The organism is Micromonospora sp. DT15 (assembly GCF_049841475.1).
Classification (GTDB): domain Bacteria; phylum Actinomycetota; class Actinomycetes; order Mycobacteriales; family Micromonosporaceae; genus Micromonospora.
This window is the reverse complement of record NZ_JBNCKJ010000004.1, coordinates 1-25,988: the sequence shown is the minus strand read 5'-3', so window position 1 is coordinate 25,988 and position 25,988 is coordinate 1. Positions and strand designations below refer to the sequence as shown.

Annotated in this window: 25 protein-coding genes and 1 riboswitch; of the genes, 19 read left to right on the top strand and 6 right to left on the bottom strand. The window is 73.5% G+C overall.

Annotated features, from left to right (window positions below):
- Window positions 1-86 precede the first annotated feature (86 nt).
- Window positions 87-755, top strand: coding sequence for a lipoprotein (locus ACLQ3F_RS10345; RefSeq protein ID WP_425848257.1), 669 nt, complete (start codon window positions 87-89; stop codon window positions 753-755).
- 16 nt (window positions 756-771) lie between these two features.
- Here the strand turns inward: ACLQ3F_RS10345 and ACLQ3F_RS10340 are convergent, their stop codons facing one another.
- Both ACLQ3F_RS10340 and ACLQ3F_RS10335 read right to left on the bottom strand, forming a co-directional pair.
- Window positions 772-2,499 (bottom strand): glycoside hydrolase family 3 protein, encoded by a 1,728-nt coding sequence (locus ACLQ3F_RS10340; RefSeq protein ID WP_425848255.1) that lies wholly within the window; start codon window positions 2,497-2,499, stop codon window positions 772-774.
- A gap of 95 nt (window positions 2,500-2,594) precedes the next feature.
- Entirely contained in the window at window positions 2,595-3,086 is a 492-nt protein-coding gene (locus ACLQ3F_RS10335; protein ID WP_091409261.1) for a DUF3145 domain-containing protein, read from the bottom strand.
- Between the two features lie 308 nt (window positions 3,087-3,394).
- On the opposite strand from ACLQ3F_RS10335, the gene ACLQ3F_RS10330 reads away from it, so the two are divergent.
- Window positions 3,395-3,724 carry a hypothetical protein gene (locus ACLQ3F_RS10330; protein ID WP_030330285.1) on the top strand — a complete coding sequence of 110 codons (330 nt, stop codon included), beginning with the start codon at window positions 3,395-3,397 and terminating at the stop codon, window positions 3,722-3,724.
- Window positions 3,725-3,931: 207 nt separating this feature from the next.
- Here ACLQ3F_RS10330 and ACLQ3F_RS10325 read toward each other — a convergent pair whose 3' ends face one another.
- Complete coding sequence (locus ACLQ3F_RS10325) at window positions 3,932-4,555, bottom strand: carbonic anhydrase (RefSeq protein ID WP_425848708.1); 624 nt, start codon at window positions 4,553-4,555, stop codon at window positions 3,932-3,934.
- 169 nt (window positions 4,556-4,724) lie between these two features.
- On the opposite strand from ACLQ3F_RS10325, the gene ACLQ3F_RS10320 reads away from it, so the two are divergent.
- From ACLQ3F_RS10320 to ACLQ3F_RS10300, 5 genes are all read left to right on the top strand, one after another.
- Window positions 4,725-5,720 (top strand): alpha/beta fold hydrolase, encoded by a 996-nt coding sequence (locus tag ACLQ3F_RS10320; protein ID WP_425848252.1) that lies wholly within the window; start codon window positions 4,725-4,727, stop codon window positions 5,718-5,720.
- A gap of 108 nt (window positions 5,721-5,828) precedes the next feature.
- Window positions 5,829-7,946 carry a HelD family protein gene (locus ACLQ3F_RS10315; RefSeq protein ID WP_425848251.1) on the top strand — a complete coding sequence of 706 codons (2,118 nt, stop codon included), beginning with the start codon at window positions 5,829-5,831 and terminating at the stop codon, window positions 7,944-7,946.
- Window positions 7,947-8,052: 106 nt separating this feature from the next.
- On the top strand, window positions 8,053-8,970 hold the full coding sequence (locus tag ACLQ3F_RS10310; RefSeq protein ID WP_357201080.1) for a cation diffusion facilitator family transporter: 918 nt from the start codon (window positions 8,053-8,055) through the stop codon (window positions 8,968-8,970).
- 118 nt (window positions 8,971-9,088) lie between these two features.
- A riboswitch (cyclic di-AMP (ydaO/yuaA leader) is annotated at window positions 9,089-9,220 on the top strand.
- Window positions 9,221-9,225: 5 nt separating this feature from the next.
- Window positions 9,226-10,290 (top strand): coiled-coil domain-containing protein, encoded by a 1,065-nt coding sequence (locus ACLQ3F_RS10305; protein WP_425848248.1) that lies wholly within the window; start codon window positions 9,226-9,228, stop codon window positions 10,288-10,290.
- Between the two features lie 141 nt (window positions 10,291-10,431).
- Window positions 10,432-10,932: a hypothetical protein gene (locus ACLQ3F_RS10300; protein ID WP_425848245.1), complete on the top strand. Its 501-nt coding sequence runs from the start codon at window positions 10,432-10,434 to the stop codon at window positions 10,930-10,932.
- Between the two features lie 147 nt (window positions 10,933-11,079).
- Here ACLQ3F_RS10300 and ACLQ3F_RS10295 read toward each other — a convergent pair whose 3' ends face one another.
- Window positions 11,080-11,550, bottom strand: coding sequence for an SRPBCC family protein (locus ACLQ3F_RS10295; RefSeq protein WP_425848244.1), 471 nt, complete (start codon window positions 11,548-11,550; stop codon window positions 11,080-11,082).
- A 191-nt stretch (window positions 11,551-11,741) separates the two neighbouring features.
- Between ACLQ3F_RS10295 and ACLQ3F_RS10290 the strand changes: the two genes are divergently transcribed.
- Entirely contained in the window at window positions 11,742-12,719 is a 978-nt protein-coding gene (locus tag ACLQ3F_RS10290; protein WP_425848242.1) for a 1-phosphofructokinase family hexose kinase, read from the top strand.
- The gene (gene surE / locus ACLQ3F_RS10285; RefSeq protein WP_425848240.1) at window positions 12,716-13,543 is read left to right on the top strand and encodes a 5'/3'-nucleotidase SurE; all 828 of its coding nucleotides are present in this window, start codon (window positions 12,716-12,718) and stop codon (window positions 13,541-13,543) included. The genes ACLQ3F_RS10290 and surE overlap by 4 nt, the downstream gene beginning before the upstream one ends.
- Window positions 13,544-13,561: 18 nt before the next feature.
- Here the strand turns inward: surE and ACLQ3F_RS10280 are convergent, their stop codons facing one another.
- A complete protein-coding gene (locus ACLQ3F_RS10280) occupies window positions 13,562-13,927 on the bottom strand; it encodes an STAS domain-containing protein (protein WP_357201064.1) in 366 nt (121 codons plus the stop codon).
- Window positions 13,928-14,313: 386 nt separating this feature from the next.
- Here ACLQ3F_RS10280 and ACLQ3F_RS10275 point away from each other — a divergent pair, with 386 nt between their 5' ends.
- The 5 genes from ACLQ3F_RS10275 to ACLQ3F_RS10255 all read left to right on the top strand — a co-directional run bounded on the left by ACLQ3F_RS10275 (window position 14,314) and on the right by ACLQ3F_RS10255 (window position 17,492).
- A complete protein-coding gene (locus tag ACLQ3F_RS10275; protein WP_158629639.1) occupies window positions 14,314-14,457 on the top strand; it encodes a hypothetical protein in 144 nt (47 codons plus the stop codon).
- A gap of 169 nt (window positions 14,458-14,626) precedes the next feature.
- Window positions 14,627-15,022, top strand: coding sequence for a hypothetical protein (locus tag ACLQ3F_RS10270; RefSeq protein WP_355008803.1), 396 nt, complete (start codon window positions 14,627-14,629; stop codon window positions 15,020-15,022).
- A gap of 644 nt (window positions 15,023-15,666) precedes the next feature.
- Window positions 15,667-16,353, top strand: coding sequence for a BON domain-containing protein (locus ACLQ3F_RS10265; RefSeq protein ID WP_357206953.1), 687 nt, complete (start codon window positions 15,667-15,669; stop codon window positions 16,351-16,353).
- A gap of 96 nt (window positions 16,354-16,449) precedes the next feature.
- The gene (locus ACLQ3F_RS10260) at window positions 16,450-16,947 is read left to right on the top strand and encodes a redoxin domain-containing protein (RefSeq protein WP_425848237.1); all 498 of its coding nucleotides are present in this window, start codon (window positions 16,450-16,452) and stop codon (window positions 16,945-16,947) included.
- A complete protein-coding gene (locus ACLQ3F_RS10255; RefSeq protein WP_091409221.1) occupies window positions 16,944-17,492 on the top strand; it encodes a DsbA family protein in 549 nt (182 codons plus the stop codon). Before ACLQ3F_RS10260 ends, ACLQ3F_RS10255 begins: the two co-directional genes overlap by 4 nt.
- A gap of 5 nt (window positions 17,493-17,497) precedes the next feature.
- Here ACLQ3F_RS10255 and ACLQ3F_RS10250 read toward each other — a convergent pair whose 3' ends face one another.
- A complete protein-coding gene (locus ACLQ3F_RS10250; RefSeq protein ID WP_425848235.1) occupies window positions 17,498-20,344 on the bottom strand; it encodes a LuxR C-terminal-related transcriptional regulator in 2,847 nt (948 codons plus the stop codon).
- Window positions 20,345-20,488: 144 nt separating this feature from the next.
- Between ACLQ3F_RS10250 and ACLQ3F_RS10245 the strand changes: the two genes are divergently transcribed.
- Genes ACLQ3F_RS10245 through serS form a run of 5 tightly spaced genes read left to right on the top strand, consistent with a single transcriptional unit; the run spans window position 20,489 to window position 25,910 of the window.
- On the top strand, window positions 20,489-21,037 hold the full coding sequence (locus ACLQ3F_RS10245) for a hypothetical protein (RefSeq protein ID WP_357206946.1): 549 nt from the start codon (window positions 20,489-20,491) through the stop codon (window positions 21,035-21,037).
- On the top strand, window positions 21,034-22,182 hold the full coding sequence (locus ACLQ3F_RS10240) for an alcohol dehydrogenase catalytic domain-containing protein (protein ID WP_425848231.1): 1,149 nt from the start codon (window positions 21,034-21,036) through the stop codon (window positions 22,180-22,182). The genes ACLQ3F_RS10245 and ACLQ3F_RS10240 overlap by 4 nt, the downstream gene beginning before the upstream one ends.
- A gap of 50 nt (window positions 22,183-22,232) precedes the next feature.
- Window positions 22,233-23,429, top strand: a complete 1,197-nt coding sequence (locus ACLQ3F_RS10235; RefSeq protein WP_425848229.1) for a saccharopine dehydrogenase family protein — start codon at window positions 22,233-22,235, stop codon at window positions 23,427-23,429.
- Window positions 23,430-23,454: 25 nt separating this feature from the next.
- Window positions 23,455-24,582, top strand: coding sequence for a MerR family transcriptional regulator (locus tag ACLQ3F_RS10230; protein ID WP_425848226.1), 1,128 nt, complete (start codon window positions 23,455-23,457; stop codon window positions 24,580-24,582).
- A gap of 41 nt (window positions 24,583-24,623) precedes the next feature.
- Window positions 24,624-25,910, top strand: coding sequence for a serine--tRNA ligase (serS, locus tag ACLQ3F_RS10225; protein ID WP_425848224.1), 1,287 nt, complete (start codon window positions 24,624-24,626; stop codon window positions 25,908-25,910).
- Window positions 25,911-25,988: the final 78 nt, after the last annotated feature.

Below are 25,988 nucleotides of genomic sequence, written 5' to 3'. Positions count from 1 at the left end.
CGTCGCGGCACTCGATCCCGATTGACGTCGAGGGACCGCGCGGCTTAGATGGGCCGACTGAAGATCGACTGACGGGGATCACCACAATGGACGTTCGTACCCGCGTCGCCGTGTCGGCGGCGCTCATCCTCGGCCTGCTGGCCGGCTGCGGCGACGACGCCGCCGCTCCCGCCGGGCCCGCGGCCGGCGACCCGGCCCCGCAGGCCACGGGCGAGCCCTGGTACGACGAGACGACCCCCGCCGCGTCCGGCGGCACCACCGGCGGCGCCGGTTCCCCCTGCCCGGTACCGGTGACGTTTCCGCTGGCCGACGGGTGGACGGCGAAGGCTGTCGAGCCTCCCAAGGGTGAGCTGGCCGAGCTGGTCGGCGAGGCGCTCACCAAGCGCGGCGGCACCACAGTGCGTTGCGAGGTGGACGGCCGGCCGGCCGGCGGCGGGTTCCTGCGGATCTGGGCGACGGACACGCCGACTGCCGCTCCGCGCGCCGCGCTGGAGAGCTTCGCCGCGGGAGCCGGCGAGACGGTCACCGGCCAGCAGTTCCGCGACCTCCGCGCCGGCGGCCTCGACGCCACCGAGATGACCTGGCTCGCCACCAGTCCGCTGGCCGAGGAGGAGGCGGCGCGGAACTGGGCGCTGGCCGTCCAGTCGGCGGGGCAGACGCTGGTCTTCGCGGTCAACGAGGGCCTGATCACCGAACGGACCGACGTGCTGCCGGCGTACCGGCTCGCGGTGCGCGGACTCACCGCTGCCGGCTGAGGTGGACCCGGTCGGGTCAGTTGCTGGCGCAGGTCGTCGCGGGAAGTCCGGGAACGGTCACCGGGGAGCGGCCGCCCGGCCGAGCCTTGCCGGCGAGCACGGCGGCCAGGGCTGTCATCGATGCCCGGCTGGACGAGTACGTGGCCAGCAGCCTCGGTGACTTCGCGTCGGCCAGCACGTACGGGGTGTCCATGGCGACGGTGATCGCCGCGTCGGGGCTCAGGTCCTTGGCGCCGTCGCCGTAGCCCACCAGGTGCACGACAGTGCCGCCGCTGGGCTTGACCTGCACTCCGGCTGCGGTCAACGCGGCGGTGAGGGTGGCCCGGGTGCCGTCCCGACCGCCGGACGAGGTGACGGTGACCGGCCCGCGTACCGCTCCGCCGCAGGCGCCCCGCAGCACGGTGACGGCGGCAGCGGCCAGCGCGTCGGCCGCCGCCCGGTGTGCCGGGGCGTTGAGCGTGGACATCTGCGCCGCCGGCAGCTCGGCGAGCTGGAACTTCATCGTCAGCACCCGGGTGACCGCGTCGACCAGCCGGGTCCGGGGCAGCGACCCTCCGCGCAGCGCGGCGAGCAGCCCGTCGTACGCCTGACCGACGTTCGGGGTCATCAGGATGAGGTCGTTACCGGCGTTGAGCGCCCGGACCGCCGCCTCGCCGGGAGCCCAGCGCATCGCGGGCGGCATGTTCATCCCGTCGGTGATCACCACGCCCTTGAAGCCGAGTTGGCCGCGCAGGACGTCGGTGAGCAGCTTGTGCGAGAACGTCGCCGGGGTCCCCGGGTCGATCGCGCGCGCGTCCAGGTGACCGGACATCACGGCCATCGCGCCCGCGTCCATTCCAGCGGTGAACGGCGGCCACGCGCCGCTCTGCAACGCCGCGGCGGACTGGGTCAGCACCGGAAGGTCCTGGTGCGAGTCGTCGGCGCTGTGGCCGTGCCCGGGGAAGTGCTTCAGGGTGGCCGCGACCCCGGCCGCCTGGAGGCCACGGACCGCGCCGCCCACCTGCGCGGCGGCCTGCTTCGGGTCGGAGCCGTAGGACCGGGAGCCGATCACTGCGCTGCGGGTGGCCAGCACGTCGGCCACCGGGGCGAAATCGATGTTGATACCCATCGCGGCCAGCTCGGCGCCGGCGGCCCGCCAGGCGGCCTCGGTGAGCTTCGGGTCACCGGCCGCGCCGGCCGCGAGGGCGCTGGGCAGCACCGTGACACCGTCGGTCACGCGGGTGACGACCCCGTACTCCTGGTCGGTGCCGATGAGCAGCGGCGCCGAACCGGCGGCGAGCCGACCGGCGGCGCTGCGCAGCCCGGTGGTGAGCTCGTGGACCTGCTTGGGGTTGTCGACGTTCGTTGTCTCCTGGTTGCCCTTGGTCGGGTCGTCGGCGCTGAAGCCGACCAGGATCAGGCCACCCAGTCGGTACTTGGCGATCATTTCGGCGGGGGTGTCCACCCCGCCGAGGGCCTGGTTGCCGGCCGCCGAGCCGGCGGAGACCTTCGTCGCCGAGTCGCCGTAGGCGTACGGCATCAGCACCTGGCCGACAAGGTCTTCGTCGGACAGCGTCGCCACCAGCGCGGCGGCGCGGCCGGCGGGGTCGCTGGCCGGCGGCGCGGGCGGGACGCTCGGGCCCGCCGACGTCCCGACCGGGCTGGGCGTCGGCTTGGGGCGCTCCGGGTCGCCTGAGCAGCCGGAGACGAGCAGGGCGGTCAGGGCGACGACAGCGACACTGGCGCGCCACGGGCGATTCGACACGTCGCCATCCCACCAGCTTCTCCCTTATCGGGGCAACTTGACCTTACCGGTCGTCACCGGCCCGACGTCGTACGGCCAGCGGCCCGCCGTTCGGATCAGCCGACCCGAGTGAGCAAGGTCACCGGGGCGCCGTCGCCGGCGTACCGGTAGGGCTCCAGGTCAGCGTCCCATGCCGTGCCGAGCGCCTTGTCGAGGGCGTGCGCCAGAGCCTCGGGGGCCCGGGAGGCCGCCATCAGCGCCCGGAGCCGGTCCTCGCCGAGCTGGATGTCGCCGGCCACGCCGACCGTCGCCCGGAACAGGCCACGGGCTGGCACGTACATGAATCGCTCACCGTCGGCGCCGGGACTCGGCTCCTCGGTGACCTCGAAACGGATCATGGGCCACTGCCGTAGGGCAGCAGCCAGCTCGGCGCCCGTCCCCGGACGACCGGTCCACCCGCACTCGGCCCGGCGTGCGCCGGGGTCGACGGGCTGAGCCGTCCACTGCAGGTTGACCGGCGCGGCTAGGACGCGCGCGATCGCCCACTCGACGTGCGAGCACACGGCGAGCGGGGTCGAGTGGACGTATACGACGCCACGCGTTGGCACGGTGACCTCCCGGAGAGCGAGGTGCGTCTTCCCCTACGACCTCGTCCACCCAGGTGGCTGCTGCAACACATGATGACTCCTGTGACGCATGGTGCGCCAGGGAATCGGAAAAAACGCCGGGTGGAATAGCCGGACGGGTGGTCGCCGTTGCCTCTCAGGACACCGCGACGACCAGCATGATGTCGTGGTCCTGTACAGTTCCACCGGCGGCTTATGCCGCGTTACACCTTCGCGGGCCGAGTCACGTACGACCCGCACACAGCCCCCGGACGTCTAGTCCTCCCGTACGTCTTGCAAGGAGTACCTCCGTGGCGAGCAACACCTCTAAGACCGCGCGCGCGTCAGTCCGGGCCGGCCAGGCTGGCCAGGGTGGCGCCCTCAGCGTGCTGGGCGAGTTCAAGTACCTCATCCCGCTCAACGGCGGCAAGCACGCCTACGTGCGGAACCTGACCAACGGCAAGACCGCGCACCTGCGCACGGACTCCGACGCCTTCGTCGAGGAGATCCGCGTTCTGGCCGCCGCCGGCCACGCCGCCAAGATCCGGGCGGAGATCAACAACCTGGCTGCCACCCACCCGGGTGACGGCTGGGAGGCCACCGAGAAGCGCCTGGTCGCGGCCGGCGTCTTCGAGGGCTGAGCCCTCCCCCACCGCTCCAACGAACCGCCCGCCGGGAGTTCCCGGCGGGCGGTTTCGCGTGCGCGAGGATCGACTTCGTCGATCATGGAGTTGTGGTGCCCGGCTTGAAGTCATTCAGGCCGGTTTGTCACCCACCACAACTCCATGATCGACGCGGTGGGCGGCGGGCGGCGGGCGGGGACGGGGCGGTCCTCGGGTCAGGGCAGGTCAGCCTGGATCGAGCAGGGCGACCTCGCCGGTGGCCAGGTCGTATAGGCCGCCGACCACTGCCACCCGGCCGGTGGCCACCGGCCCGGCCAGCAGATCGTCCTGGCGCAGGGTGCGCACCGTACGCCGGACGTGCCGGCGGATCGCCAGCGGCAGGACCGCCGGATCGTCGATCCCCGCCTCGGTGACCGCCGGCGCGATCTCGTCCACCAGGTGCGCCAGCGACCCGCCGGGACGCTGGCCGATGCGCAGCGCCTCTACCGTGGCCTGCACCGCGCCACACCGCTCGTGGCCGAGGACCATCACCAGCGGTACGCCGAGCTGGCCGACCACGTACTCGATCGAGCCGCGGACCGCGCGATCGAGCACGTGTCCCCCGGTGCGGATCACGCAGATCGCGCCGAAGGTCTGGTCGAAGATCGCCTCCAACGGCACCCGGGAGTCGATGCAGCCCAGCACCACCGCGTACGGCTGCTGGTCGCCGGAGGCCGCGGCGGCTGCCGTGACGTCGTGTCCGTGCACCGGCTGGCCGCTGACGAACCGCCGATTGCCGGCGAGCAGGTCGGCCATGGCGGCGCGGGGCGTACCGCCGGCCTGCCGCCCCTGCCCCGACGTCGCACCCATGGGCGCTCCCGACGACCCCATGCCGTCCAGCTTGGCCCGCCGCCGTCCGGCACGGGCGAGGTCGGGAATGTTCGCCACGGCGCGATTGGCGTGGTGTCATGGCGGGTAGCCGGTGTTACCGCCGGGTATCCCGGTGCTGGTGATACTGGGCGGCCCTGGGGAGGTGGCGATGCCGGAGCGGTTCGAGGTCGGCCTGCCGGACGGTGTACGGCTCAACGTCGAGGCGACGGGTCCGACGGACGCCCAGGTCACCGCCATCCTGCTGCACGGCTGGACGCTGGACGGGCGCGCCTGGCACCGGCAGGTCGAGGCGCTCACCGCGCCGCAGTTCGGCGATGCGGTGCGGGTGGTCGCCTACGACGCGCGGGGGCACGGCCGGTCCAGCTGCATGGCGCTGCCCACGGCCACCCTGGCCCAGTTGGGTGACGACCTGGCCGCGGTCATCGACGCGGTCGCCCCGACCGGCCCGGTGGTGCTGGTCGGGCACTCGATGGGCGGCATGACGATCATGGAATACGCCCACCGCCACCCCGCGCACTTCGCCGCCCGTACCGCCGGCCTGGTCTTCGTCTCGACCACCGCCGAGGGGCACACGCACACCGTCTACGGGCTCTCGCCGCGGATCGCCCGGTTGATCCGGCTGGCCGAGACGACCGGCGCCGGTGTGCTGGCCCGGTGTGGCTCGTGGCGTGCTCCCCGGGCACTGCTGAACGCGCTGCGACCGAGCATCCGGTGGATGCTCTTCGGTGACCGCTGCGAGCCGGCCGACATCCGCCTGGTGACGTCGGCGGTGGCCCGGGCCTCGCTGCGTTCGATCGGCGGGTTCCGCGCCTCCATCGGCACCCAGCACCGCCTGGACACCCTCGCCGCGTTGGCCCACCTGCCGGCCGCCGCCCTGGTCGGCGACCGGGACCGGCTGACCCCACCGCCGTGCGCCGAGTCGATCGCGGCGGCTCTGCCGGCCACCGAGCTGACCGTGTGCCCAGGTGCCGGGCACATGCTGATGATGGAACGCCCGGACGAGGTGAACGCCGCGCTCACCGGCGTCGTACGACGGGTGATCGCCGAATCGCCGACGGCTCACCTCGGCGCGTCGCCCCCGGCTCACCGTGGCGCGTCGCCCCCGGCTCACCGTGGCGCGGCCCCCGCCGAGACGGGTGCCTGAGCACGTTCGCGCACCTCGGGCGCGGCGGGTCGGGTCCGGGGCCGTACCCTTCTGCGGTTGGCCCGCGCGGTTTCCACCGCCTGCCGGCGACCTCTGAAGGAGCGTGCGTTGACCGACCAGACCGGCCTGGAGCAGGAGATCGCCGTCGAGCAACGACACCTGGACCGGGTGTACGCCCGACTGGCCGAGCTGCGGCAGTCGGCCGTCCGCGCCGAGCGTGACGGCTACCGGATGGCCCGGGTGGGCACGCACGGCGCCCTGGTCGAGCGCGACGCGATGGTCTTCCACGCCGCGCAGCGGCGGCACACCCTGGACGCCGAGCACGAGGGGCTGGTCTTCGGCCGACTGGACCTGCGCGACCGTCAGGTGCTGCACGTCGGGCGCCTGGGGATCCGCGACGAGAACGCCGTCACACTTGTCGTCGACTGGCGCGCGCCGGCCGCCGCCGCGTTCTACCAGGCCACCCCGGCGCAGCCGCTGGACGTGGTGCGGCGCCGCACCATCCAGTCCCGCGCCGAGCGGGTCACCCGGATCGAGGACGACCTGCTGGACCCGACGGCCGCCCCGGAAGGGATGACCATCGTCGGTGACGGCGCGTTGCTGGCCACCCTGTCCAAGGCCACCGGCCGGGGCATGCGCGACATCGTGGCGACCATCCAGCGGGAGCAGGACGAGGCGATCCGCTCGCCGGGTTCCGGGGTGACGATCGTCGCGGGCGGCCCCGGCACCGGCAAGACCGCTGTCGCCCTGCACCGGGCCGCGTTCCTGCTCTACTCCGACCGCAGCCGCTACGCCGGCGGCGGCATCCTGGTGGTCGGCCCGTCGTCGGTGTTCGTCGAGTACATCGGCTCCGTGCTTCCGTCGCTCGGTGAGGACACCGCGACCCTGCACTCGCTGGGCACCCTCTTCCCGGGGATGACAGCCACCCGCCCCGACCCGCCCGAGGTGGCGGCGGTGAAGGGCTCGCTGCGGATGCGCCGGGTGCTGGAGCGGGCGGCCCGCGACGCGGTGCCGGGCGGCCCGGGTGAGCTGCGGCTGCTCTACCGGGGCACGCTGCTGCGGTTGGACCGGGTCGCGCTGGACCGGGTCCGGGACCGTGCGCTGCAACGCGGCGCACGGCGCAACGAGGTGCGCCGGGCCGGTTTCGACGGGGTGTTCGCCGCGCTCTGGGCGCAGGCCCGTGAGCTGAGCAGCGGTCGGCTGCCGGAGCAACCGGCCTTCGAGGCGGAGATCGCCGAGCGGTCTGAGTTCCGGGAGTTCCTCAAGGCGTGGTGGCCTCGGCTGCACCCCCGGCACGTGCTCGGCTGGCTGGCGCAGCCGGACCGGCTGCGCCGGTACGCCGGTGGGATCCTCTCCTCGGCGGAGATCCGGCTGCTCAACGCCGCATACCAGAACCTGGACTCGGCCGGGCTGACCATCGCCGACGTGGCACTGCTGGACGAGCTGGACGCGCTGCTCGGCAAGCCCGCGCAGCCGGCCCGCGCGCGACGCGACCCGTTCCAGCTCGCCGGCGGCGTCCGTGAGCTCAGCACCCTCGGTGAACGGCAACGGGCGGCCCGCGCGGCGGCCCGGGAGCGCCCCGAGGACTACCGGGACTACGCGCACGTGGTGGTGGACGAGGCGCAGGACGTCTCGCCGATGCAGTGGCGGATGATCGGTCGACGCGGCCGACTGGCCTCCTGGACCGTGGTGGGCGACCCCGCGCAGACCGCGTGGACCGGCGATCCGGAGGAGCTGACCCGGGCCCGCGACCAGGCGCTGGGCCGGCGTAAGCGACACGACTTCACGCTCACCACCAACTACCGCAACTCGGCGGAGATCTTCGCGGTGGCGGCGGCGGAGATCCGGCGGCTCTACCCGGACCTTCCGCTGCCGACCGCCGTCCGCTCCACCGGGGTCGAGCCGGTGGAGCTGGTGGTGCCCGCGACGGGCTTGGAGACCGCGACCGTGGAGGCCGCCGCCGGCCTGCTGGCCGAGGTGGAGGGCACGGTCGGGGTCATCACGCCGGTCCCTCGCCGGGACGAGGTCGCCGGTTGGCTGGGCGCGCTCGGCGCGCCCAGGTTGCAGGTGGTGACCAGCCTGGAAGCCAAGGGCATGGAGTACGACGGGGTGGTGCTGGTCGCCCCGAGCGAGATCCGGGCGGATCCGGGCGCCGGGGTGCGCACCCTGTACGTGGCGCTCTCCCGGGCCACCCAGCGTCTCACCACCATCGACCCGACCGGCTGACGTGTGCGGACTGCCGCCAGCGGCACGCCCCGCCCGTACACTTGCACACATAGCGATGTGAGCATACATTTGACCGGGTCCCGACCAGCGGCGGAAGGTGGTTCTCGTGGGCGCAGGTCATGACCACCACCATGGGTCCGTTGCCAATGCCGCACACCAGCACCGGGGTCGACTCTGGGCGGCCTTCGGATTGCTCGCCACCCTGATGGTGGTCGAAGCGGTGGTCGCACTGCACACCGGCTCGCTCGCCCTGCTCTCCGACGCCGGGCACATGTTCACCGACGTGCTCGGCATCGGGATGGCGCTCGCCGCCATCACGGCGACCCGGCGGGCCACCGGCGACCCGCAGCGCACCTTCGGGCTCTACCGGCTCGAGGTGCTCGCCGCGCTGGCCAACGCCGTCCTGCTCTCCGGCGTCGCGATCTACGTGGTGGTCGAGGCGATCCGCCGCTTCGGTGACCCGCATGAGGTCATCGCCGGTCCGATGCTCGCGGTGGCCGTGCTCGGCCTGCTCGCGAACATCGCCGCGTTCGCGCTGCTGCGCGCCGGAGCCCGGGAGAGCATCAACCTCCAGGGCGCCTACCTGGAGGTGCTCGGTGACCTGCTCGGCTCGGTCGGCGTCATCGGCGCGGCGCTGCTCATCACCGTCACCGACTGGTGGTGGGCCGACCCTCTGGTCGCGGTCGCCATCGGCGTGTTCATCCTGCCGCGCACCTGGCGGCTGGCCCGCGCCGCCATCCGCATCCTGGTGCAGGCCGCCCCGGAGCACCTCCAGGTGACCGCCGTGCACGACCGGCTCGCCGCCGTCCCCGGTGTCGTCGAGGTGCACGACCTGCACGTCTGGACGCTCACCTCGGGCATGGAGGTGGCCTCCGCCCACCTGACCATGGCACCGGGCGCGGAGGTCGGCGCGGTGCTCACCGCGGCACGTACGGCCCTGCACGACGACTTCCGCATCGAACACGCGACATTGCAGATCGAGCCCGGCGCCGCTTCTGGAGCCTGCGGCTCCATCGAATGGTGACCGGTTCGTCGATTTCCGTGGTGACGCACGCACCGTCCGTCACATCGGCTGCAGCGGCCCCACCCGCACCGGTAGGCTCGGTCCCGGCCGTCACCAGGCGGCGCCCTCCCGGCGCCGGTGGCGGTCGCCGCCTAATCGCCCAACTGGGCGAACCGGGGAACCATGTTCCTGGGGTGTATCCGCGTCAGCGGTAGGGATCTTCCGTCCCGAACCCGTCAGCTAACCCGGTCGGCGGCTGACGGAAGGACATGCGCAGTGGCACCAGCACGACCACCCGCCGCCCGACTGGCGGCCCTGATCGTCGCGATGTTCGCCCTCGGCGTCGCGCTTCCGGCCGGCACCGCCTCGGCCGCTCCCCCGACCGGCCTGCGAGCCGCCGCACCCGACTCCGACGAGGAGGGCGGCACCCCGGCGTTGCGAGCCCAGCTCGATGCGGCCAGCAAGGGTTACCTGGACGCGAAGCGCGCCCTGGACACCTCAGTGCAACGGCAGAAGCAGCTCGGCACCCAGTTGAAGACCATTGAGGTCGAGATCGACCAGCGCAACGGCAAGGTCGGCGAGATCGCCGAGGTCGCCTACCGCACCGGCCGGCTGGGTGCGGTGTCGGCGCTGCTCAACAGCAACACCCCGGAAGGCTTCATGGACCGGGCGGCCGCGCTGGACGCGGTGGCGGCCAACGAGGACCGGGTGCTGCGCGACCTGCTGGACACCAAGGACAAGGCCAACCGCACCCGGGTCGCCCTGGACGGCGAGATCAACGAACAGCGCAAGCAGGTCGCGGTGATGGCCAAGCGCAAGGAGCAGGCCGAACGGGCCCTGAGTGTGGCCACCACGCCCAAGCCGCAGACCACCGCCGACGCCGGCTCCAACCGGGGCACCTCCAGCGCCAACGCGAAGGCCGCACCGCGCAACTCCGACGGCTCCTGGCCCTCCGAGTCGTGCAGCGTCAACGACCCCACGCCGGCCAACGGCTGCATCACCCCGCGCACCCTGCACGCGCTCAACCAGGCCAAGGCCGCGGGATTCACCCGGTACGTCTCGTGCCACCGCCCCAGCGGCTCGGGTGAACACCCGAAGGGCCGGGCCTGCGACTTCGCGGCGCAGAAGAACGGCTTCGGCGGCGACGCCACCGGCGGCGACAAGACGTACGGCAACAACCTGGCCGCGTACTTCATCCGCAACGCGGACCGGCTCGCCGTGCTCTACGTGATCTGGTACAGGCAGATCTGGCTGCCCAGCAGCGGGTGGAAGTCGTACAGCGGGGCGGGCGGCGACCCGTCCAGCGACCACACCAACCACGTACACCTGTCGGTCTACTGACCCACGCGTCGTGATGCCTGTGAGCCAGTGATGGCTCACAGGCATCATGTGTGTCCGGGGGCGGGGCTACGTCACCGGGCGTACCCCTGATGTCGTCGCTCGTCGGACGACCCGGCGGTGGCCGGCGGGCAGCATCGCGGTATGCCTCGGATCCGACCCACCACCCGCAAGGCGCTGCTCACCCTGCACCTCGTCACCTCGCTGGGCTGGCTCGGCGCCGACCTGGTGCTGCTCACCCTCGGCGTCGCCGTGCAGCGGGGTGCCGACCCGGCGGTGGTCTATCCGGTCACGGCCCTGGTCGGCACGGTGCTGTTCGCGCCGCTGAGCGTCCTGGTGTGGCTGATCGGAGTCGCCAGCTCGCTGCTCACCCCGTGGGGCCTGCTGCGCCACCGCTGGGTGCTGGTCAAGCTCGTGCTCACCACGGTGATGGTCGGGCTGGTGCTGTTCCTGCTCACCCCGAATCTGCGTCACGCCGGAGCGGTCGGCGCCGCCCTGCCCGCCCGCGATCGCGCCGACCTGGTCATCGCGCCGGCGGTGTCGACCAGCCTGATGGTCATCGCGACAGTGCTCTCCACCTACAAGCCGTGGGGCCGACGTCCCACCACCCGCCCGACCCACAAGAGCGCGCCAACCCCGATCTAACGCGCCCGCCCCGCCCTACGCGCCCGCGATCTTGCACTTACTGCGCCGACATATGGGTTCATCCCACTGATATCGACAGCTGAAACTGCAAGATCGGCGCGCCAGGGGCGCCGACGGGCTCGGCCCCGGGGCGGGTCGGGACGCGGGTCAGGGGTTAGGGGGCGGGGTGTTGTTGGTGCGGTCCAGGGCCGCGCCCAGCCGGGTGGCCAGGGCGAGGTGAGCGGCCTGGGCCTGGCGGAACGCGTAGCGGAACAGGGGCCTCGGCGCGGTCAGGGTGATCTCGACGTCGACGCGGGTCAGGCCGTCCGGCTCGGCGCGTAGTCGGGTGTGGTTTCGCACAGTGGTGGCCGGCCACTGGCGGGCCACCATGACGATCTCGTCGGCCTCGCTGATCAGCACGTCCGCGTGGTAGGTGGTCCGGAAGCGCAGCGGACCGGCCGCCAACCGGTCGTTGATCGTGTAGCTGGCCTGGGCGCCGGGCCGGGGCGGTACCCGGCGAACCCGCACGATCAGCGGATGCAGCTCGCCCTGCCGGGTCAGGTCGCTGAGCAACGCTGCCGCCTCGGCGGGTGAGCACCGCGCCTGGACGGTGTAGCTGAAGGTATCGCTGCTGAGCACACCGTCTCCCGCCGTCGTCTGGTCGCCCGATCGTCCCGTACCGATGTCTGGCTGGCAACGCCCCAGGGACCCTCAGCGCCGTGCCGGACCGGGCCGATGCGACGACCTGCCACCACCTGCGCCATTAAGGTCGGTTAGTACGGAATCTTCCGAAGGTGCCGGAGGGCGGCCAGCATGAACGGCGACGACCGATGAGTGGGCACGTGATGGTCTTCGCGCCCACCCCACAGCTGACGGTGATGGTGGACCAGCCCAACGACCACCCCGAGCTGCATCTGCACCCCGGCGGGCAGGGCGTCTGGCAGGCCCGGATGGTGCTCTCCCTCGGAGTCCACGTGGTGCTCTGCGCCGCCCTCGGCGGTGAGATCGGCCAGGTGCTGGAGCCACTGCTGGTCAGCGAGGGTGTGGACCTCAAGGTGGTGGTCCGTGACTCCGGCAGCGGCGGGTACGTGCACGATCGCCGCGACGGCTCCCGGCAGGAGATCGCCGACGTGCCCGGACAGCCGCTGAGCCGGCACGAGATCGACGAGCTGTACAACCTTGCCCTCGGCGAGGGCTTGCGGGCCTCGGTGAGCATCCTCAGTGGGCCGAACGAACCGTGGCTCGTACCGGCCGACCTGTACCGACGCTTTGCCGCCGACCTCGGCGCGAACGGTGCTCGGGTGGTGGTCGACCTCTCCGGCGATCACCTCGCTTCGGTGCTGGAGAGCGGGGTGTTCTTCCTCAAGGTCAGTCACGAGGAGTTGATCCGCGACGGCCGCGCCCGCAGCGACGACACCGAGGAGCTGACGCGGGCCATGTACGAGTTGCACGCGGGCGGCGCCGAGACGGTGGTGGTGAGCCGCGCCGACCAGCCGGCGTTGGCGCTCATCGACGGGGAACTGTTCCAGGTCGAGATGCCCCGGCTGGAGGCCGCCGACCCACGCGGCGCGGGCGACTCGATGACGGCCGGAGTGGCCGCCGTCGTGGCCAGGGGCGGCGACATTCGGACCGCCATCCGCACCGGCGCCGCCGCTGGCGCGCTGAACGTGACCCGGCACGGCCTGGGCACCGGGCGGCTGGACTCGATCACCGGGCTGGTGGACCGGGTCCGGCTGGTGCCGGCGGACACTCGGCAACAGGAGCGGACCACCCCGGACGAGTTGGCCGGCCGGGTGGTCGAGCGATGACCCTGCGGGTGTTGATCACTAACGACGACGGGGTCGCCGCGCCGGGCATCCAGGCGCTGGCCTGGGCAGCCAGGCAGCGGGGCCTGGACGTCGTGGTGGCCGCGCCGATGGAGGAGGCGAGCGGCACCAGCGCCGCGATGAGCGCCGTGGAGCGCGACGGACGGGTCGTCGTGAACGAGCATCCGCTGCCGGACCTGGCGGGGGTGCCGACGTACGGGGTTGCCGGGTCCCCGGGCTTCATCACGCTGATCGCCCTGCACGGGGCGTTCGGACCACCGCCGTCGGTGGTGCTCTCCGGCGTCAACCGGGGCGCCAACGCCGGGCGGGCGGTGCTGCACTCCGGGACCGTGGGCGCCGCGTTCACCGCCGCCAGCAATGGCTGCCGGGCGATGGCGGTCTCCCTGGACGTGCTCTCCGTCGGCGAGGCGACGGCCGCGAGCGGTGGTGCCGCAGTGGATGCCGCAGCCCGGATACGCGACGCCGAGCGGCACTGGGGCACGGCCGCGCGGGTCGCCCTGGACCTGCTCCCCCGCCTGACCTCCGCGCCCATGGAGAGCGTGCTCAACGTGAACACCCCGGACCTGCCGCACGGGCAGTTGCGCGGGGTGCGGCGCGGCACCCTGGCCAGCTTCGGCCAGGTGCAGATGACGGTGGCCGAATCCGGCCACGGGTTCGTCCGTACCTCGCTGGAGGAGCCGGGGCAGGCCGCACAGCCGGGCACGGACGTGGCGTTGCTGGCCGCCGGGTACGCGTCGGTGACGGCCATCCGAGCGGTCACCGAGGCGACCGACATCGACCTGACCGGTCTGGACGAGCAGCCCTGACGGGGAGACCCGGCGCGCTCAGGCGCCGGGGAGCACCTCGGGGGTGGGAGCAGCGCCGGCGAAGTAGGGCTCCGGGGCACCGAAGAGGCCGAGCAGGCCGGTCACCCAGAGCTGCCGGTGCACGAATCGGCTCGGCTGGGTCACCACCAGCTTGACGTCGCTGACCTCGGCCGTCTGGAAGCCGGCGACCATGGCGCTGATGCCGACCGAGTCGATGAAGGTGACCAACCTCATGTTGAGTTCGATGCGCAGGGGGCGGCCCTTGGCCAGCACCTCTGCGATCGCTTCGCGCACCTCGTACGCGGTGTCGACGTCGATCTCACCCCGCGGGGCGATCTCCACGACACCACCGGACAGAACCGACTTCACGATCGACAGGCTCACGCGAGCACCTCCACCCGCCCGTCCCCCGGGCGTCTCATCAGTACGCGGGCCGCGACCGAGAGTATTCCTCTGACGGCCTCGGTCGCCACCCCTCGGGATGAGCAATTCACGGATCCGGGCCCACAAAGCCACCCATATCCGTACTTTTCAGTATCTGATTACTCAAGACTTTTCGTTATCTGACCATCGGCGATCAGTCGGGACCGGCCCGCCGCCGAACCAGGGTAGCGGTCCGGAACCGGCGCGCCCGACAGGCGGCCCATGACCTACGCCCGCCCCGTGTGCCGTCGGCGTGTCGCCCACCGTCGGCCGGCGCGGCCCGCGCCCCCGGTTGCCGACGCGCCCTAGCATCGGCCGGGACACCACCGCTACGGAGAGGATCTTCGATGATCAAGCGACTTGCCGGGCTGGCCGGCGTCGGTGTTCTGCTCGCCCTCGTCCTGGCCTGCGGTTTCGGTGGCGGAGGCGACGATGACGACGATGACGACGACGACTTCGCCCGAGGTGTCGCCGTGTCAGCCGTGCGCTGATTCGGTGGCGCGCAGGTTCCCGGCGCGCCGGGCTACCGGTGCTGCGTGCAGCTCGGGGTTTGCGTCCGGCTGACCCGGGGCACTGCGGGGTAGGCGACACCGTGACGCGCTGGAAAGACGCCGAAGTCCGAAGTGGCCGGCGGCTTCGGCACCTGAGGAGGTAACCACGATGTTCGGAACCAACCTGCTGGACCGCCGCAGCAAGCCGGAGCGGATCGCGGACCAGGCATGGGAGCACCTGCTCTCAGCGGTCAGCTACGCCGGTGACAGTGTGCGGGACACCGCCCGATCGGCCCGCCAGAACAGCAGCGACCTCGCCGACGGGGCGGGTGACCTGGTGGGCTCCGCCGCCGAGGAGGCGCGACGCCGCGCCTCGCTGGCCTTCGACGCGCTCGCCGGCCGCCAGCCGGCACTGCCCTGGACGCTCCTGATCGGCGCCGCGCTCGTCGGCGCGGCGGTCGGCTGGGCCGTCGGCTCCGCCGCGCGGGCCGCCGGCAGCCGGGACGACACGGTCGACGACGTGGAGTTCGTCGACGTCGACCGCCCCAACTCCCCCGCCGTCTGACCGACAGCACCACCATCGGCCCCGCTCGACCCCGGTCGGGCGGGGCCCGCTGTCATCCGCCCGTTCGGGTGGAACCCGGTCCGCCGGGTGCCGGACCCCTCAGGCGGCCCGGCGGACCGGTGCATCGGTGGTGATCCGGGGTCCCGTCCGGATCACCTGCTCGGTGGTTAGCGCCCGTGCCGACGGCAGGTCTGGGTGGTTGTCGGCGCGGTACTCGGAGGCCGTCGGTCGGTGGCAGGCCGAAGTGGACGTCGGCGCCGGTGGGGGTCGCCGGACTGATCTGCGCAAGGGCGGTTCCTCTCGGGATCGGCCCCGGGGGACGGGGTCGATCACCTGGCTGCCGCCGTGGCCCGGGGGACGAGCACGACGACGAGACGGGTAGAGCTGCCCTGGCTCCACCACCCGACGCGACGGCTCCCGCAATCGAGGAATGCGATTACCGTAACCGAAAGCAGCTCGCTTTGGAAGCGCTCCCATCATCGATGTTCGACGCGCTCCCCCACCCGCCCCGCCCAGGTCGGGCCCCTCCGTCACCCGGTCCGGGCGAGGACGGCTCACCCGGGGCGGCGGCAGGATCGCAGCACGGCGGACCTTCGGCCGCGGCCAGCACCCGGTCCGCCATCGGAACAGCGGAGGAGGGACAGATGGCCATCGCGGAGATCAGTCGTACCGACCAGGACATCCAGTCCGCCGTGCTCGACGAGCTGACCTGGGAACCACGGGTGCAGCCGCACGAGATCGGCGTCACCGTCGCCGAGGGCGTCGTCACCCTGACCGGCCGCGTGGACAGCTACGCCAAGAAGTGGGCCGCCGAACGAGCCACCCACCGGGTCGCCTCGGTCCGGGCGGTCGCGAACGACCTGGCCGTGCAGCTCACCAACGGCACCGAGCGCGCCGACAGCGACCTGGCCGCCGCCGCCAGCCACGGGCTGGAGTGGGACGCGTTCGTACCCATCGAGAAGCTTCAGGTCACCGTCTCCGCCGGCTGGGTGACGCTGCACGGCGACGTCGAGTGGGAGTACCAACGGCGGGCGGCCGAACGCGCTGTGGCCCGGCTGACCGGCGTACGCGGGGTGAGCAACGGCATCACCGTAAGACCGGCCAGCGCGCCGGACGCCCGCAACCTGGCCGACCGGATCGTCGACGCCCTCGCCCGGGCCGGAGCGACCGAGGCCGAACGGATCAACGTCCGGGTGCACGGCGACACCGTGATCCTCGCCGGGTTGGTGCACTCGATGCCCGAACGGGCCGAGGTCGAGCAGGTGGCCTGGTCCGCACCGGGCATCCGGGAGGTGCAGAACCACATCGCGGTCGCCCCGGTGCTGCGCTGAGCGGGCGCGGACGCCCGCTGAGCGGGCGCTGAACGGGCGGGGAACCACCCGGGGCGGGTGAGCCCGTCTCACCCACCCCGGGAGCAGGCTGGTGGCATGAGTGATCCGAACGGGCTGATCCAACCGGGGCGCACCGCACCCGGTTTCACCCTGCCGGCCACCCCGGACGGGGCCCTGCTGGGGCCCGAGCAGTTCCGTGGCCGGCCGGTCGTGCTCGCCTTCTACCCCGCCGACTGGAGCCCGGTCTGCGGTGACCAGATGTCGCTCTACCAGTCGGCGGCACCCGTCTTCGCCCAGTACGAGGCGGTGGTGCTCGGCCTGTCGGTGGACAGCATCTGGTCGCACCGGGCGTTCGCGGAGAGCCGGGGCATCGAGTTCCCCCTGCTGGCCGACTTCGAGCCCAAGGGCGAGGTGGCCCGCAGCTACGGCGCGTACATGCCCAACGGTGAGGCGGCCCGCGCGCTCGTGGTGCTGGACCCGACGGGGACGGTGACCTGGAGCTACCTGTCGCCGCCCGACGTCAACCCCGGCGCCGACGGCATCTTCGACGCGCTGGACCAACTCGCCGCCGATCGGAAGGTGATGGCCCGATGAGCACGCCACTGCAGGTCACCGCCCGACTTCGAGACCCGGTGACCACCGACGACCACATCCGGGGGCCGGCCGACGCGGCGGTGACCATCGTCGAGTACGGCGACTTCCAGTGCCAGTTCTGCGGTGCCGCGTACCCGAACCTGCACGAGTTGCTGCGGCAGCGGGCCGACACCGTACGGCTGGTCTACCGCTACTTCCCGATCGCCAACGTGCACCCGTACGCCGAACGGGCCGCCGAGACGGCCGAGGCCGCCGGGGTCCGGGGCCGGTTCTGGGAGATGCACGACTGGCTCTACGAGCATCAGGACCAGCTCGACCCGGTGCACCTCTCGCTCGGCGTCGAGCAGGTCGGCTTGCCGCCGGACGAGTTGAACGCCGAGGTGGAGAACCGTGCGCACGCGGACCGGGTGCGTCGGGACTTCGTGGGGGGCATCCGCAGCGGGGTGAACGGCACCCCGACCCTGTTCGTGAACGGCATCAGGCACGACGGCGGGTACGACCTGCCCGACCTGCTGACGGCAGCGGATGCCGCCGCCAACGCCTGACCCGCTCAGATCAGACGCAGCTCGCGCGCCCGCCGGACCGCCTCGCGCCGGCGGGTCGCGTCGAGTTTCCGGTAGATGTTGCGGACGTGGGTCTTGACGGTGTTGACCGAGAGGGACAACTCGGCGGCGATCTCCACGTTGGACAGGATGCTCTGCAGGTAGCGCAGAATGGTCAGCTCCCGTTCGGTGAGCGGCTCGTCGAGCGCGCCCCCCGGCCCGGCGGTCGGCCCGACGGCGCCCTGTCCCGCGCCCCGCACCAGGTCACTGACCAGCGTGAAGTGCGCGGTGCCCGCGTCCAGGTGCGCGGCCAGCAGGTCCCGCACCGGTGGTTCGGCGCGGGTGAAGACCCTGCGGCAGCCCTGCGGGCCGGCCAGGCTCAGCGTCTGCTCCAGGATCCGACCCGCCCGACGCCCGTCCCCGGCCCGCTGGGCCAGCACCGCGTCGAGCAGACCGGCGTCCAGGCGTACCGGTAGCGGCCAGGCCGTGGCGGCCGGCGCCTGCCAGTCCGGCAGGGTCCGCTCGGCGATGGCGGCGTCACCGGCCCGCAGCTGCACCTTCGCCAACGTCACGGCGAGCACCGGGTCGGCCCCCTCGTCGGTGGCGTCGGCCAGCAGGTCGCGGGCGGAGTCCAGGTCGCCCCGCGCGGCCCGCAGTTCGGCCTCGGCGGCCCGCAGCAGGCCGGTCAGCTCGTCGGCGGACGGTCGGTCGGCCAGCGCCTCCCGCGCCTGGACGAGCAGCCGCTGGCCGGTCGCCGGGTCGCCGGAGTCGCGGCGTAGCTGTGCCCGGCACAGCGCGGCCACCGCCGCCGCCACCGGCTCGTCGGAGGCACCAGCCAGCCAGTCGCCACCCAGGGAGGGATCGCCGGCCCAGCCGTGCGTGACGTCGAGCGCCGGAAGGGCGAGGGCGAGGTTCGCCTCGGCCTCCTCGGGCTGGTCGCGCAGCAGCGCCACCACGGCGAGAGCCAGGTACGCGTGGCCGCAGTCGAGCCGACAGGACCAGCCCCGACAGGGCGGCATGCCGAGCGCCTCCCTGGCCGCCTGCTCGGCTGCCCGCAGCTCGCCGCGCACCGCGAGCAGCAGCGCGGCGCGGCTTGCGGCGACCAGCTCGGTGCGCGGCCGGCCGGCTTCCCGCCCGGCCGCCCGGGCCCGCACGAACCGGGCGGTGGGCAGCGCCCCGTCGGCCAACTCGACCAGCCCCAGCGCGGTACCGGTGAACGCCCGCAGGTCCAGGTCGTCGGCGGCGCCGCCGCCACCGGCCGTCGGGGCGGAACTGGAAGCCCCCGTCGGGAGCCCGGTGGGCGTGGCTTCCGCAGGGCGGGTGCGCAGCAGGCGAGCGGCGGCGGCCCGGGCCTCGGTGCGGTCGTCGGCGAGCCGGGCCACTGTCAGCTCCAGCGCGGTGACCAACCGCAGGAACCGGTCCCGGCGCGGCACCGGCAGCCCTGCGGCGTGCCCGGCGGCGGCCCGCAGGTGACCGGTGGCGGCCGGCAGGTCACCGGCGTACGCGCGCTCGGCGGCGCAGGCCAGCGCCACCTCCGGGTCGGCCCGGATCACCTCCGCCGGCGGCGGGGTGGGTGCCGGGGCCTGCACCGGGTCCCGGTCGTAGCGGGTCAGCTCCGGCCAGTTCGCGACGAACAGATCACCGGCCAGGTCCCAGCGGCCGGCGGCCAGGGCGTGCCGCAGAGCGTCGGCGGGCCGCCCGTCACCCGCGTACCAGTCGGCGGCCCGGACGTGCAGGTCGCGTAGCTCGTCGACTGGCAACCGGGCGAGGTCGGCGCGGAGCAGCTCGGCGAGCAGGGAGTCGTACCGGTACCAGGGCGGCCGGGTGTCCTCCCGGTGCAGCAGACCACCGGTCCCGGCCAGGTCGGCCAGCACCTGCCCGGCGTCGGCGCGGCCGGTCAGCGCCTCGGCCAGGTCGGCGCAGACGGTGTCGACGACTGCGGTACGGCGCAGCAGCTCCTCCTCGGCCGGGTCGAGCGTCGCCAGCACCTCCTCGCGCAGGTAACCGGCGATTTCCGGGTGGTCTCCGCCGAACTGCCCCACCCAGCGTTCCGGGTCGGACTGTCCGCGTACCGCGAGGGCGGCGATGCGCAGCGCGGCCGGCCAGCCGCCGGTGCGCTCCCGCAGCCGGCGCACCGCGGTCGCCGGCAGCGCGGCGGCGTGGGCGGTGAGCAGGTCGGCCACCTCGTCGTCGGTGAAGGCCAGCTCGTCCGGGCCGATCTCGGTCAGCTCGCCGGCGAGACGGAGCCGGTGCAGTGGCAGGTGCAGTCCGGCCCGCGCGCCGATCACCAGACGGAGCCGCCGCCCGGCGTGCCGCAGCAGGAACTCCAGGCCGGTCAACGCCGCCGGGTCGGCGACCCGGTGCAGGTCGTCCAGGATCAGCAGCACCGGCCGGTCGGCGGCGGCGAGCATGGCGGCCAGCGCCTCCAGCTGGTCGGGGCGGGGCGGCCGGTCGGGCACCGGGCCGCCCTCCGTCGCCCCGGTCGCCGAACGCAGCGCCGCGGCGAGGTACGCCCAGAGCCGGTCGGAGTCGTCGCCGGCCTCCACCGACATCCACGCCGAGACCGGGACGTCAGCCGACGAGACCGACAGGTCACCGGAGTCCGGCACCGTCCCGCCCGGCTCCACGTCGGGCGGCGCGCCGCCCAGCCGTGTCCAGGACGCGAGCAGGGTGGTCTTGCCCCAGCCGGCGGGAGCGGCGACCAGGGTGACCGGTCCCGCGCTGCCCTCGTCCAACCGGCGCAGCAGGCGGGGCCGGGCGACCACCGGCTCCGGCGGCACGGCCGGCGTCAGCCGGGACGCCAACAGCGGTGGCCCCGATGCCGGTTCGACCCGTACGTGATCCTGTTCCGGCACCCAGCCCCACCCCCACCACGCGCTCCGCCCCCGGTCGGCGAGCGGTTACCCGGCACGGGCCGGTTCACCCCTTCCGGGCGAGCGCGCTTCACCCGGGTGCGACCGACGATCGGGGGACGTGAACCGGGAGGACGGGTGGTACCGATGGGACGGCTGGTGCGGGCGGGACCCGCCCTCGGTGGGGCGGCGCTGGCCGGGGCGGCGCGGCTGCTGCGCGTACCCCGCCGGGGTGGCCGGCCTGGCGCGGACGGTGACGCCGCAGCACGTGGCCGGCACGGCGCGGACGGTGACGCCGCTGCACGTGGCCGGCACGGCGCGGACGGCGACGCCGCTGCACGTGGCCGGCACGGCGCGGACGGCGACGCCGAAGCGTCGGCCCGGTGGGAGGTGGTGACCGTCGACCGGCCGCCGGAGCAGGTGCTGCCGGAGGGCCGCTGGCCGGAGCCGCTGCGCCGCCTGGACGGGGCGGTCGAGGTGCGGGTGCGCCCGGCGCCCGGTGACCGGGGCACCGAACTGGCCGCCCGACCGCTGGCCGGCGTCACACCGCCCACCGGGCTCGCCGCGCACGTCGTCGGCGACGACCCGGGTCTGCTGGTCCGCCGTACCCTGCGCCAGATCAAGCAACGGGTGGAGGCCGGTGAGGTGCTCCGCGCGGACCGCTCGGCGCTGGACCGCCCCGAGGTCCCCGGGTGAGAGCGCTCTGTTGGATGGCCGCCGGCGAGCTGGCCGTACGCGAGGTCCCCGACCCGGAGCTGCGCAACGAGCGTGACGTCATCGTCCGGGTTCGGCGCAGCGCCACCTGCGGCGGTGACCTGCCGCTGCTGGCCGGCCGGCACCCGCTGCTACGGCCCGGCGAGGTGCTCGGCGCGGAGTTCCTGGGCGAGGTGGTGGAGGTCGGCCCTGGGGTCCGCCGACACCGCGCCGGCGACCGGGTGGTGGTCGGTGCGAGCGTTGCCTGCGGGGGCTGCTGGTACTGCCGCCAGGGCCTGCACTCCTGCTGCGACAACGCCCACGCCGACCTGCCCAGCGCCGAACCCGACTGGGCCCGCTCCGACGCGGGCTGTTTCGGCCGGCCCCGGGCGGCGGGCGGTTTCGCGGGCGGCCACGCCGAGTACGTGCGGGTGCCGTACGCCGATGTGAGCGCCTTCCGGGTGCCGGACGCCGTCGCCGACGACCGGGCGGTGTTCGCGGCGGACGTGGCGCCGACCGGGTGGCTCGCCGCCGAGGTGGGTGCGGTGCGTCCCGGCGACGTGGTGGCGATCTGGGGCGCCGGGGCGGTGGGTCAGGTGACCGCCCGGGCGGCGGTGCTGCGCGGAGCCGCCCGGGTGCTGGTCGTGGACCGGCACGAGCAGCGATTGCGGATGGCCGAGCGGCACTCCGACGCCGAGCCGCTCGACTACCGCCACACCGACGTCGCGGCCGAACTGCGCGACCGAAGCGGTGGGCGCGGGCCGGACGTCTGCGTGGTGGCGGTCGGCACGCCGCCGGCCCGGTCGAGGGCCGACCGGTTCGGTGGCCAGCACGCCGACCGACCGGACGCGCTGCGTGAGGCCGTGCACGCGTGTCGCAAGAGCGGTGTGGTGGTGGTGCTCGGCGCGACGGGCGGGTTCGTCGACGCGTTCCCACTGGGCGCGCTGACCGAGCGGCGACTCACGCTGCGCGGCGCCGGTCGGCCGGATCTGCGGGACGTGCCGATGCTGCTGGACCGGATGGCCCGCGACGAGCTGCGGACCGAACACCTGGCCACCCACCGGCTGCCGTTGGCGCAGGGTCCCGAGGGGTACGCGCTGTTCCGGGACCGGGCCGACGGCTGCGTACGCGCCGTGTTCACGCCGTGACCGCTTCCTCGTGATCGCTGATCGGCGACCACGAATGGCAGACTCTGAGGATGACTGGCGAGCGAACGTACGACGTGGTGCTGTTCGGAGCGACCGGGTTCACCGGCGGCCTGACCGCCGAATACCTGGCCCGGCACGCGCCGGCCGAGCTGCGCTGGGCGTTGGCCGGGCGCAACCCGCAGCGCCTCGCCGCCGTCCGGGACCGGCTCGCCGCGATCGACCCGAGCCTGGCCGACCTGCCGCTGCTCACTGCCGACGTGACCGACGCCGAGTCCCTGCGGGCGGTGGCGGAGTGCGCCCGGGTGGTGGCCAGCACTGTCGGCCCGTACATCCACCACGGGGAACCGCTGGTCGGGGCGTGCGCCCGGGCCGGCACCGACTACCTGGACATCACCGGGGAGCCGGAGTTCGTCGACCTCATGTACGTGCGTCACCACGCCGAGGCGGCACGCAGCGGCGCGCGGCTGGTGCACGCCTGCGGGTTCGACTCCATCCCGCACGACCTGGGCGTCTGGTTCACGGTGAAGCAGCTGCCCACCGACGTCCCGATCACAGTGGACGGGTACGTGCGCGCCGGCGGTCGGTTCTCCGCCGGCACCTACCACTCGGCGCTCACCGCGTTCTCCCGTACCGGGCAGGCCAGCCAGGCCGCCCGGGACCGTCGGGCGGTCGAGCCGCGCCCCACCGACCGGCGGGTCCGGGCGGTGCCCGGCCGGCTGGCCCGCTCGGCGGAGCTGGGCATCTGGACCGTGCCGTTGCCGACCATCGACCCGCAGGTGGTCCGCCGCTCGGCAGCGGCCCGCCCGGAGTACGGCCCGGACTTCCGCTACCGCCACTTCGCCGCCGTGAAGCGGCTGCCCACCGTGCTGGCCGGCGCGGTCGGGCTCGGAGCGGTGGTCGGGCTGGTGAAGCTGCCGCCCAGCCGACGCTGGCTGCTCGGCCGACTCGCGTCCGGGCAGGGGCCCACGGCGGAACAGCGAGCGTCGTCCTGGTTCCGGGTCCGGTTCGTCGGCACCGGCGGCGGACGGCGGGTGGTCACCGAGGTCGCCGGCGGCGACCCCGGCTACGACGAGACGGCGAAGATGCTCGCCGAGTCGGCGCTGTGCCTGGCGCTCGACGAGCTGCCGTCGACCGCCGGCCAGCTCACCCCGGTCGCCGCGATGGGTGACGCGCTGCTCGACCGGCTCGTCCGGGCCGGCCTCACCTTCCGGGTGCTCAAGCAGGAGACGCGGGAGCCTGCGGCTTGACCCTCAACCGGGTCGAGGGGGCAGGATGCCCAGCGTGAGTGACCTGCACAGCATCGGCGAGCTGGCCCGAGCCAGCGGCCTGACCGTCAGCGCACTGCGCTTCTACGACTCGGCGGGGGTGCTGGAGCCGACCCTGGTCGACCCGGTGACCGGCTACCGCTGGTACACCGAGGGCCAGATCGCCCCGGCCCGGCTGGTGGCCGGGCTGCGTCGGATCGGCATGCCGGTGCCGGAGATCGCCGCCGCGGTTCGCGCCGAGCCGGCAGTGGTGCACCACCTGCTCGACGCGCACCTGCGTCGGCTGGCCGACGGGCTCAGCGACGCCCGCCGCGAGGTCGACCGCCTCCGCGCCCTGGTGGACCCGGCCCCGCCGACCGCCACCACTCTCCTGGTCACCCCCACCGCCCTGGCCGCAGCGCTCGACGCGGTGCGCTTCGCCGTCGGCGTCGATCCGGAGCTGCCGATGCTGGCCGGGGTGCTGTTCGACGTGGAGTCCGACGGCGTCCGGCTCGTCACCACCGACCGGTACCGGCTCGCGCTGGCTCGGGCCGGGGCCGACGTCGACGGGCCGCCCGTGCGGGTGTTCCTGCCGGTCGCCCTCGTCGACCAGCTCCGGCCGCTGCTCGACACCGGCGACACTTGGCCGGTACGGCTGACGGTGGCGGGCACGGACCTGCGGGTGCGGGTGGCCGACCGCACGCTGACCGCCGCCGCCCTGCCGTACGACTTCCCGGACTACCACCGCCTGTTGCGTAAGTCCGTCGGTGAGCGGCCGACCGCGCGCCGGATCCCGGTGGACGTGGCCGCGCTGCGCGCCGCGCTGGCCGACCCGGCGGCACCCACTGTCGCCCTCGACCACGACGGCACGACCCGGCCGGTCACCGTGCTCGGCGTCGACGACCAGGGCGGGCTGCGGCTGCTTCCCGCCGCCGACCTGGGCACCGACGCGCTGCGGGTCGGGGTGGACGGCGGTTACCTGCTGGACGCGCTGAACGCGGCCGGCGCGCCGCAACTGGTGCTGGAGCTGGATGGGCCGATCGCACCGCTGGCCGTACGCCGACCCGACGACGCCGACACCTACTCGGTGCTGATGCCGATCCGGCTGGAGAACCTCCCCGTCCCGGGCCGAGAGGGCCGCGACGGTAGCATCTGATGGTTCACCAGTGAACCCCGGACGGAGGCGTACGGAGCAGCATGCTCGACATGGAGTTGATCCGGAAGGATCGCGAGGCGGTGGCGACCGCGCTGGCGAAGCGTCTGGATCCCGCCGAGGTCACCCGTGCCCTGGACGAGATCCAGCGGCTCGACCAGGAACGCCGCGCCCTGATCACGGAGATCGACGCCGAGCGGCAGCGCCGCAAGGCCGAGGCCCGGGCGTACGCGCAGGCGAAGAGGGCCGGCGAGGAGCCGCAGGCCGCCGCACCGGAGGCGGAGCGTAAGCAGCTCGCCGAGCTGGAGTCCCAGCTGGACGAGGTGCAGGCCCGGCTGCGCGACGCGATGAGTGAGCTGCCCAACCTGCCCAGCGACGACGTGGTGGCCGGCGGCAAGGAAGCCAACCGGGTGGTGAAGACCTTCGGTGAGCCGCCGGTGATCGCGAAGGTCCGCGACCACGTGGAGCTGAGCCGCGCGTTGGGCCTGGTCGACTACGAGCGTGGGGTCAAGCTCGGTGGGTCCGGTTTCTGGATCTACACCGGGGTCGGCGCCCGGCTGGAGTGGGCGCTGCTCAACTACTTCGTCGACCAGCACATCAGGGCCGGCTACGAGTTCCTGCTCCCGCCGCACCTGCTGCTGGACTCGGCCGGCTTCGCCGCCGGGCAGTTCCCCAAGTTCTACGACGACGTCTACCACCTCGACTCGGCGTCCGCCCCGCGCGGCCAGTTCCTGCTGCCCACGTCGGAGACGGCGATCCTCGGCGCGTACCAGGACGAGATCCTGGAGACCCCGAAGCTGCCGCTGAAGGCGTTCGCGTACACCCCGTGCTACCGGCGGGAGTCCGCCGGCTCGCACTCGGACGAGCGCGGCACGGTGCGGGGGCACCAGTTCAACAAGGTGGAGATCTTCCAGTTCACCCTGCCGGAGCAGGCCGACGCGGCGCTGGAGGAGATGCTCGCCCACGCCGAGAGCCTGGTCGAAGGGCTGGGACTGCACTACCAGCGCACGCTGCTCTCGGCCGGTGACGCCAGCGCCTCGATGAAGAAGACCCTCGACATCGAGGTGTGGATGCCGAGCACGGGCAAGTACAAGGAGGTGTCGTCGGTCTCCTGGGCCGGCGACTACCAGGCGCGTCGCGCGGCCATCCGTTACCGCGAGCCGGGCGGCAAGCAGACCCGCTTCGTGCACACCCTCAACGGGTCGGCACTGGCCACCAGCCGGCTCTTCCCGGCCATCCTGGAGCAGAATCAGCAGGCCGACGGCAGCGTCCTGGTCCCGAAGGTCCTCCAGGACCGCCTGGGCACCGACCGTCTGACCCCCCTGCGCTAGCTGTACTGCCCAGGCACGTTGGTTGAGGTTGTGTGACGACACGACCTGACGGATCTTGATCGGCGAGGACCTCCTGTC

Excerpts from the sequence above, each read along its gene's own strand:
- ACLQ3F_RS10345 (WP_425848257.1), top strand. The coding sequence starts at position 87 with ATGGACGTTCGTACCCGCGTCGCCGTGTCGGCGGCGCTCATCCTCGGC.
- ACLQ3F_RS10325 (WP_425848708.1), bottom strand. The coding sequence starts at position 4,555 with ATGGGTGCGACGTCGGGGCAGGGGCGGCAGGCCGGCGGTACGCCCCGC.
- ACLQ3F_RS10320 (WP_425848252.1), top strand. The coding sequence starts at position 4,725 with ATGCCGGAGCGGTTCGAGGTCGGCCTGCCGGACGGTGTACGGCTCAAC.
- ACLQ3F_RS10300 (WP_425848245.1), top strand. The coding sequence starts at position 10,432 with ATGCCTCGGATCCGACCCACCACCCGCAAGGCGCTGCTCACCCTGCAC.
- ACLQ3F_RS10290 (WP_425848242.1), top strand. The coding sequence starts at position 11,742 with ATGAGTGGGCACGTGATGGTCTTCGCGCCCACCCCACAGCTGACGGTG.
- surE (WP_425848240.1), top strand. The coding sequence starts at position 12,716 with ATGACCCTGCGGGTGTTGATCACTAACGACGACGGGGTCGCCGCGCCG.
- ACLQ3F_RS10275 (WP_158629639.1), top strand. The coding sequence starts at position 14,314 with ATGATCAAGCGACTTGCCGGGCTGGCCGGCGTCGGTGTTCTGCTCGCC.
- ACLQ3F_RS10270 (WP_355008803.1), top strand. The coding sequence starts at position 14,627 with ATGTTCGGAACCAACCTGCTGGACCGCCGCAGCAAGCCGGAGCGGATC.
- ACLQ3F_RS10265 (WP_357206953.1), top strand. The coding sequence starts at position 15,667 with ATGGCCATCGCGGAGATCAGTCGTACCGACCAGGACATCCAGTCCGCC.
- ACLQ3F_RS10260 (WP_425848237.1), top strand. The coding sequence starts at position 16,450 with ATGAGTGATCCGAACGGGCTGATCCAACCGGGGCGCACCGCACCCGGT.
- ACLQ3F_RS10255 (WP_091409221.1), top strand. The coding sequence starts at position 16,944 with ATGAGCACGCCACTGCAGGTCACCGCCCGACTTCGAGACCCGGTGACC.
- ACLQ3F_RS10245 (WP_357206946.1), top strand. The coding sequence starts at position 20,489 with ATGGGACGGCTGGTGCGGGCGGGACCCGCCCTCGGTGGGGCGGCGCTG.
- ACLQ3F_RS10235 (WP_425848229.1), top strand. The coding sequence starts at position 22,233 with ATGACTGGCGAGCGAACGTACGACGTGGTGCTGTTCGGAGCGACCGGG.
- ACLQ3F_RS10230 (WP_425848226.1), top strand. The coding sequence starts at position 23,455 with ATGCCCAGCGTGAGTGACCTGCACAGCATCGGCGAGCTGGCCCGAGCC.
- serS (WP_425848224.1), top strand. The coding sequence starts at position 24,624 with ATGCTCGACATGGAGTTGATCCGGAAGGATCGCGAGGCGGTGGCGACC.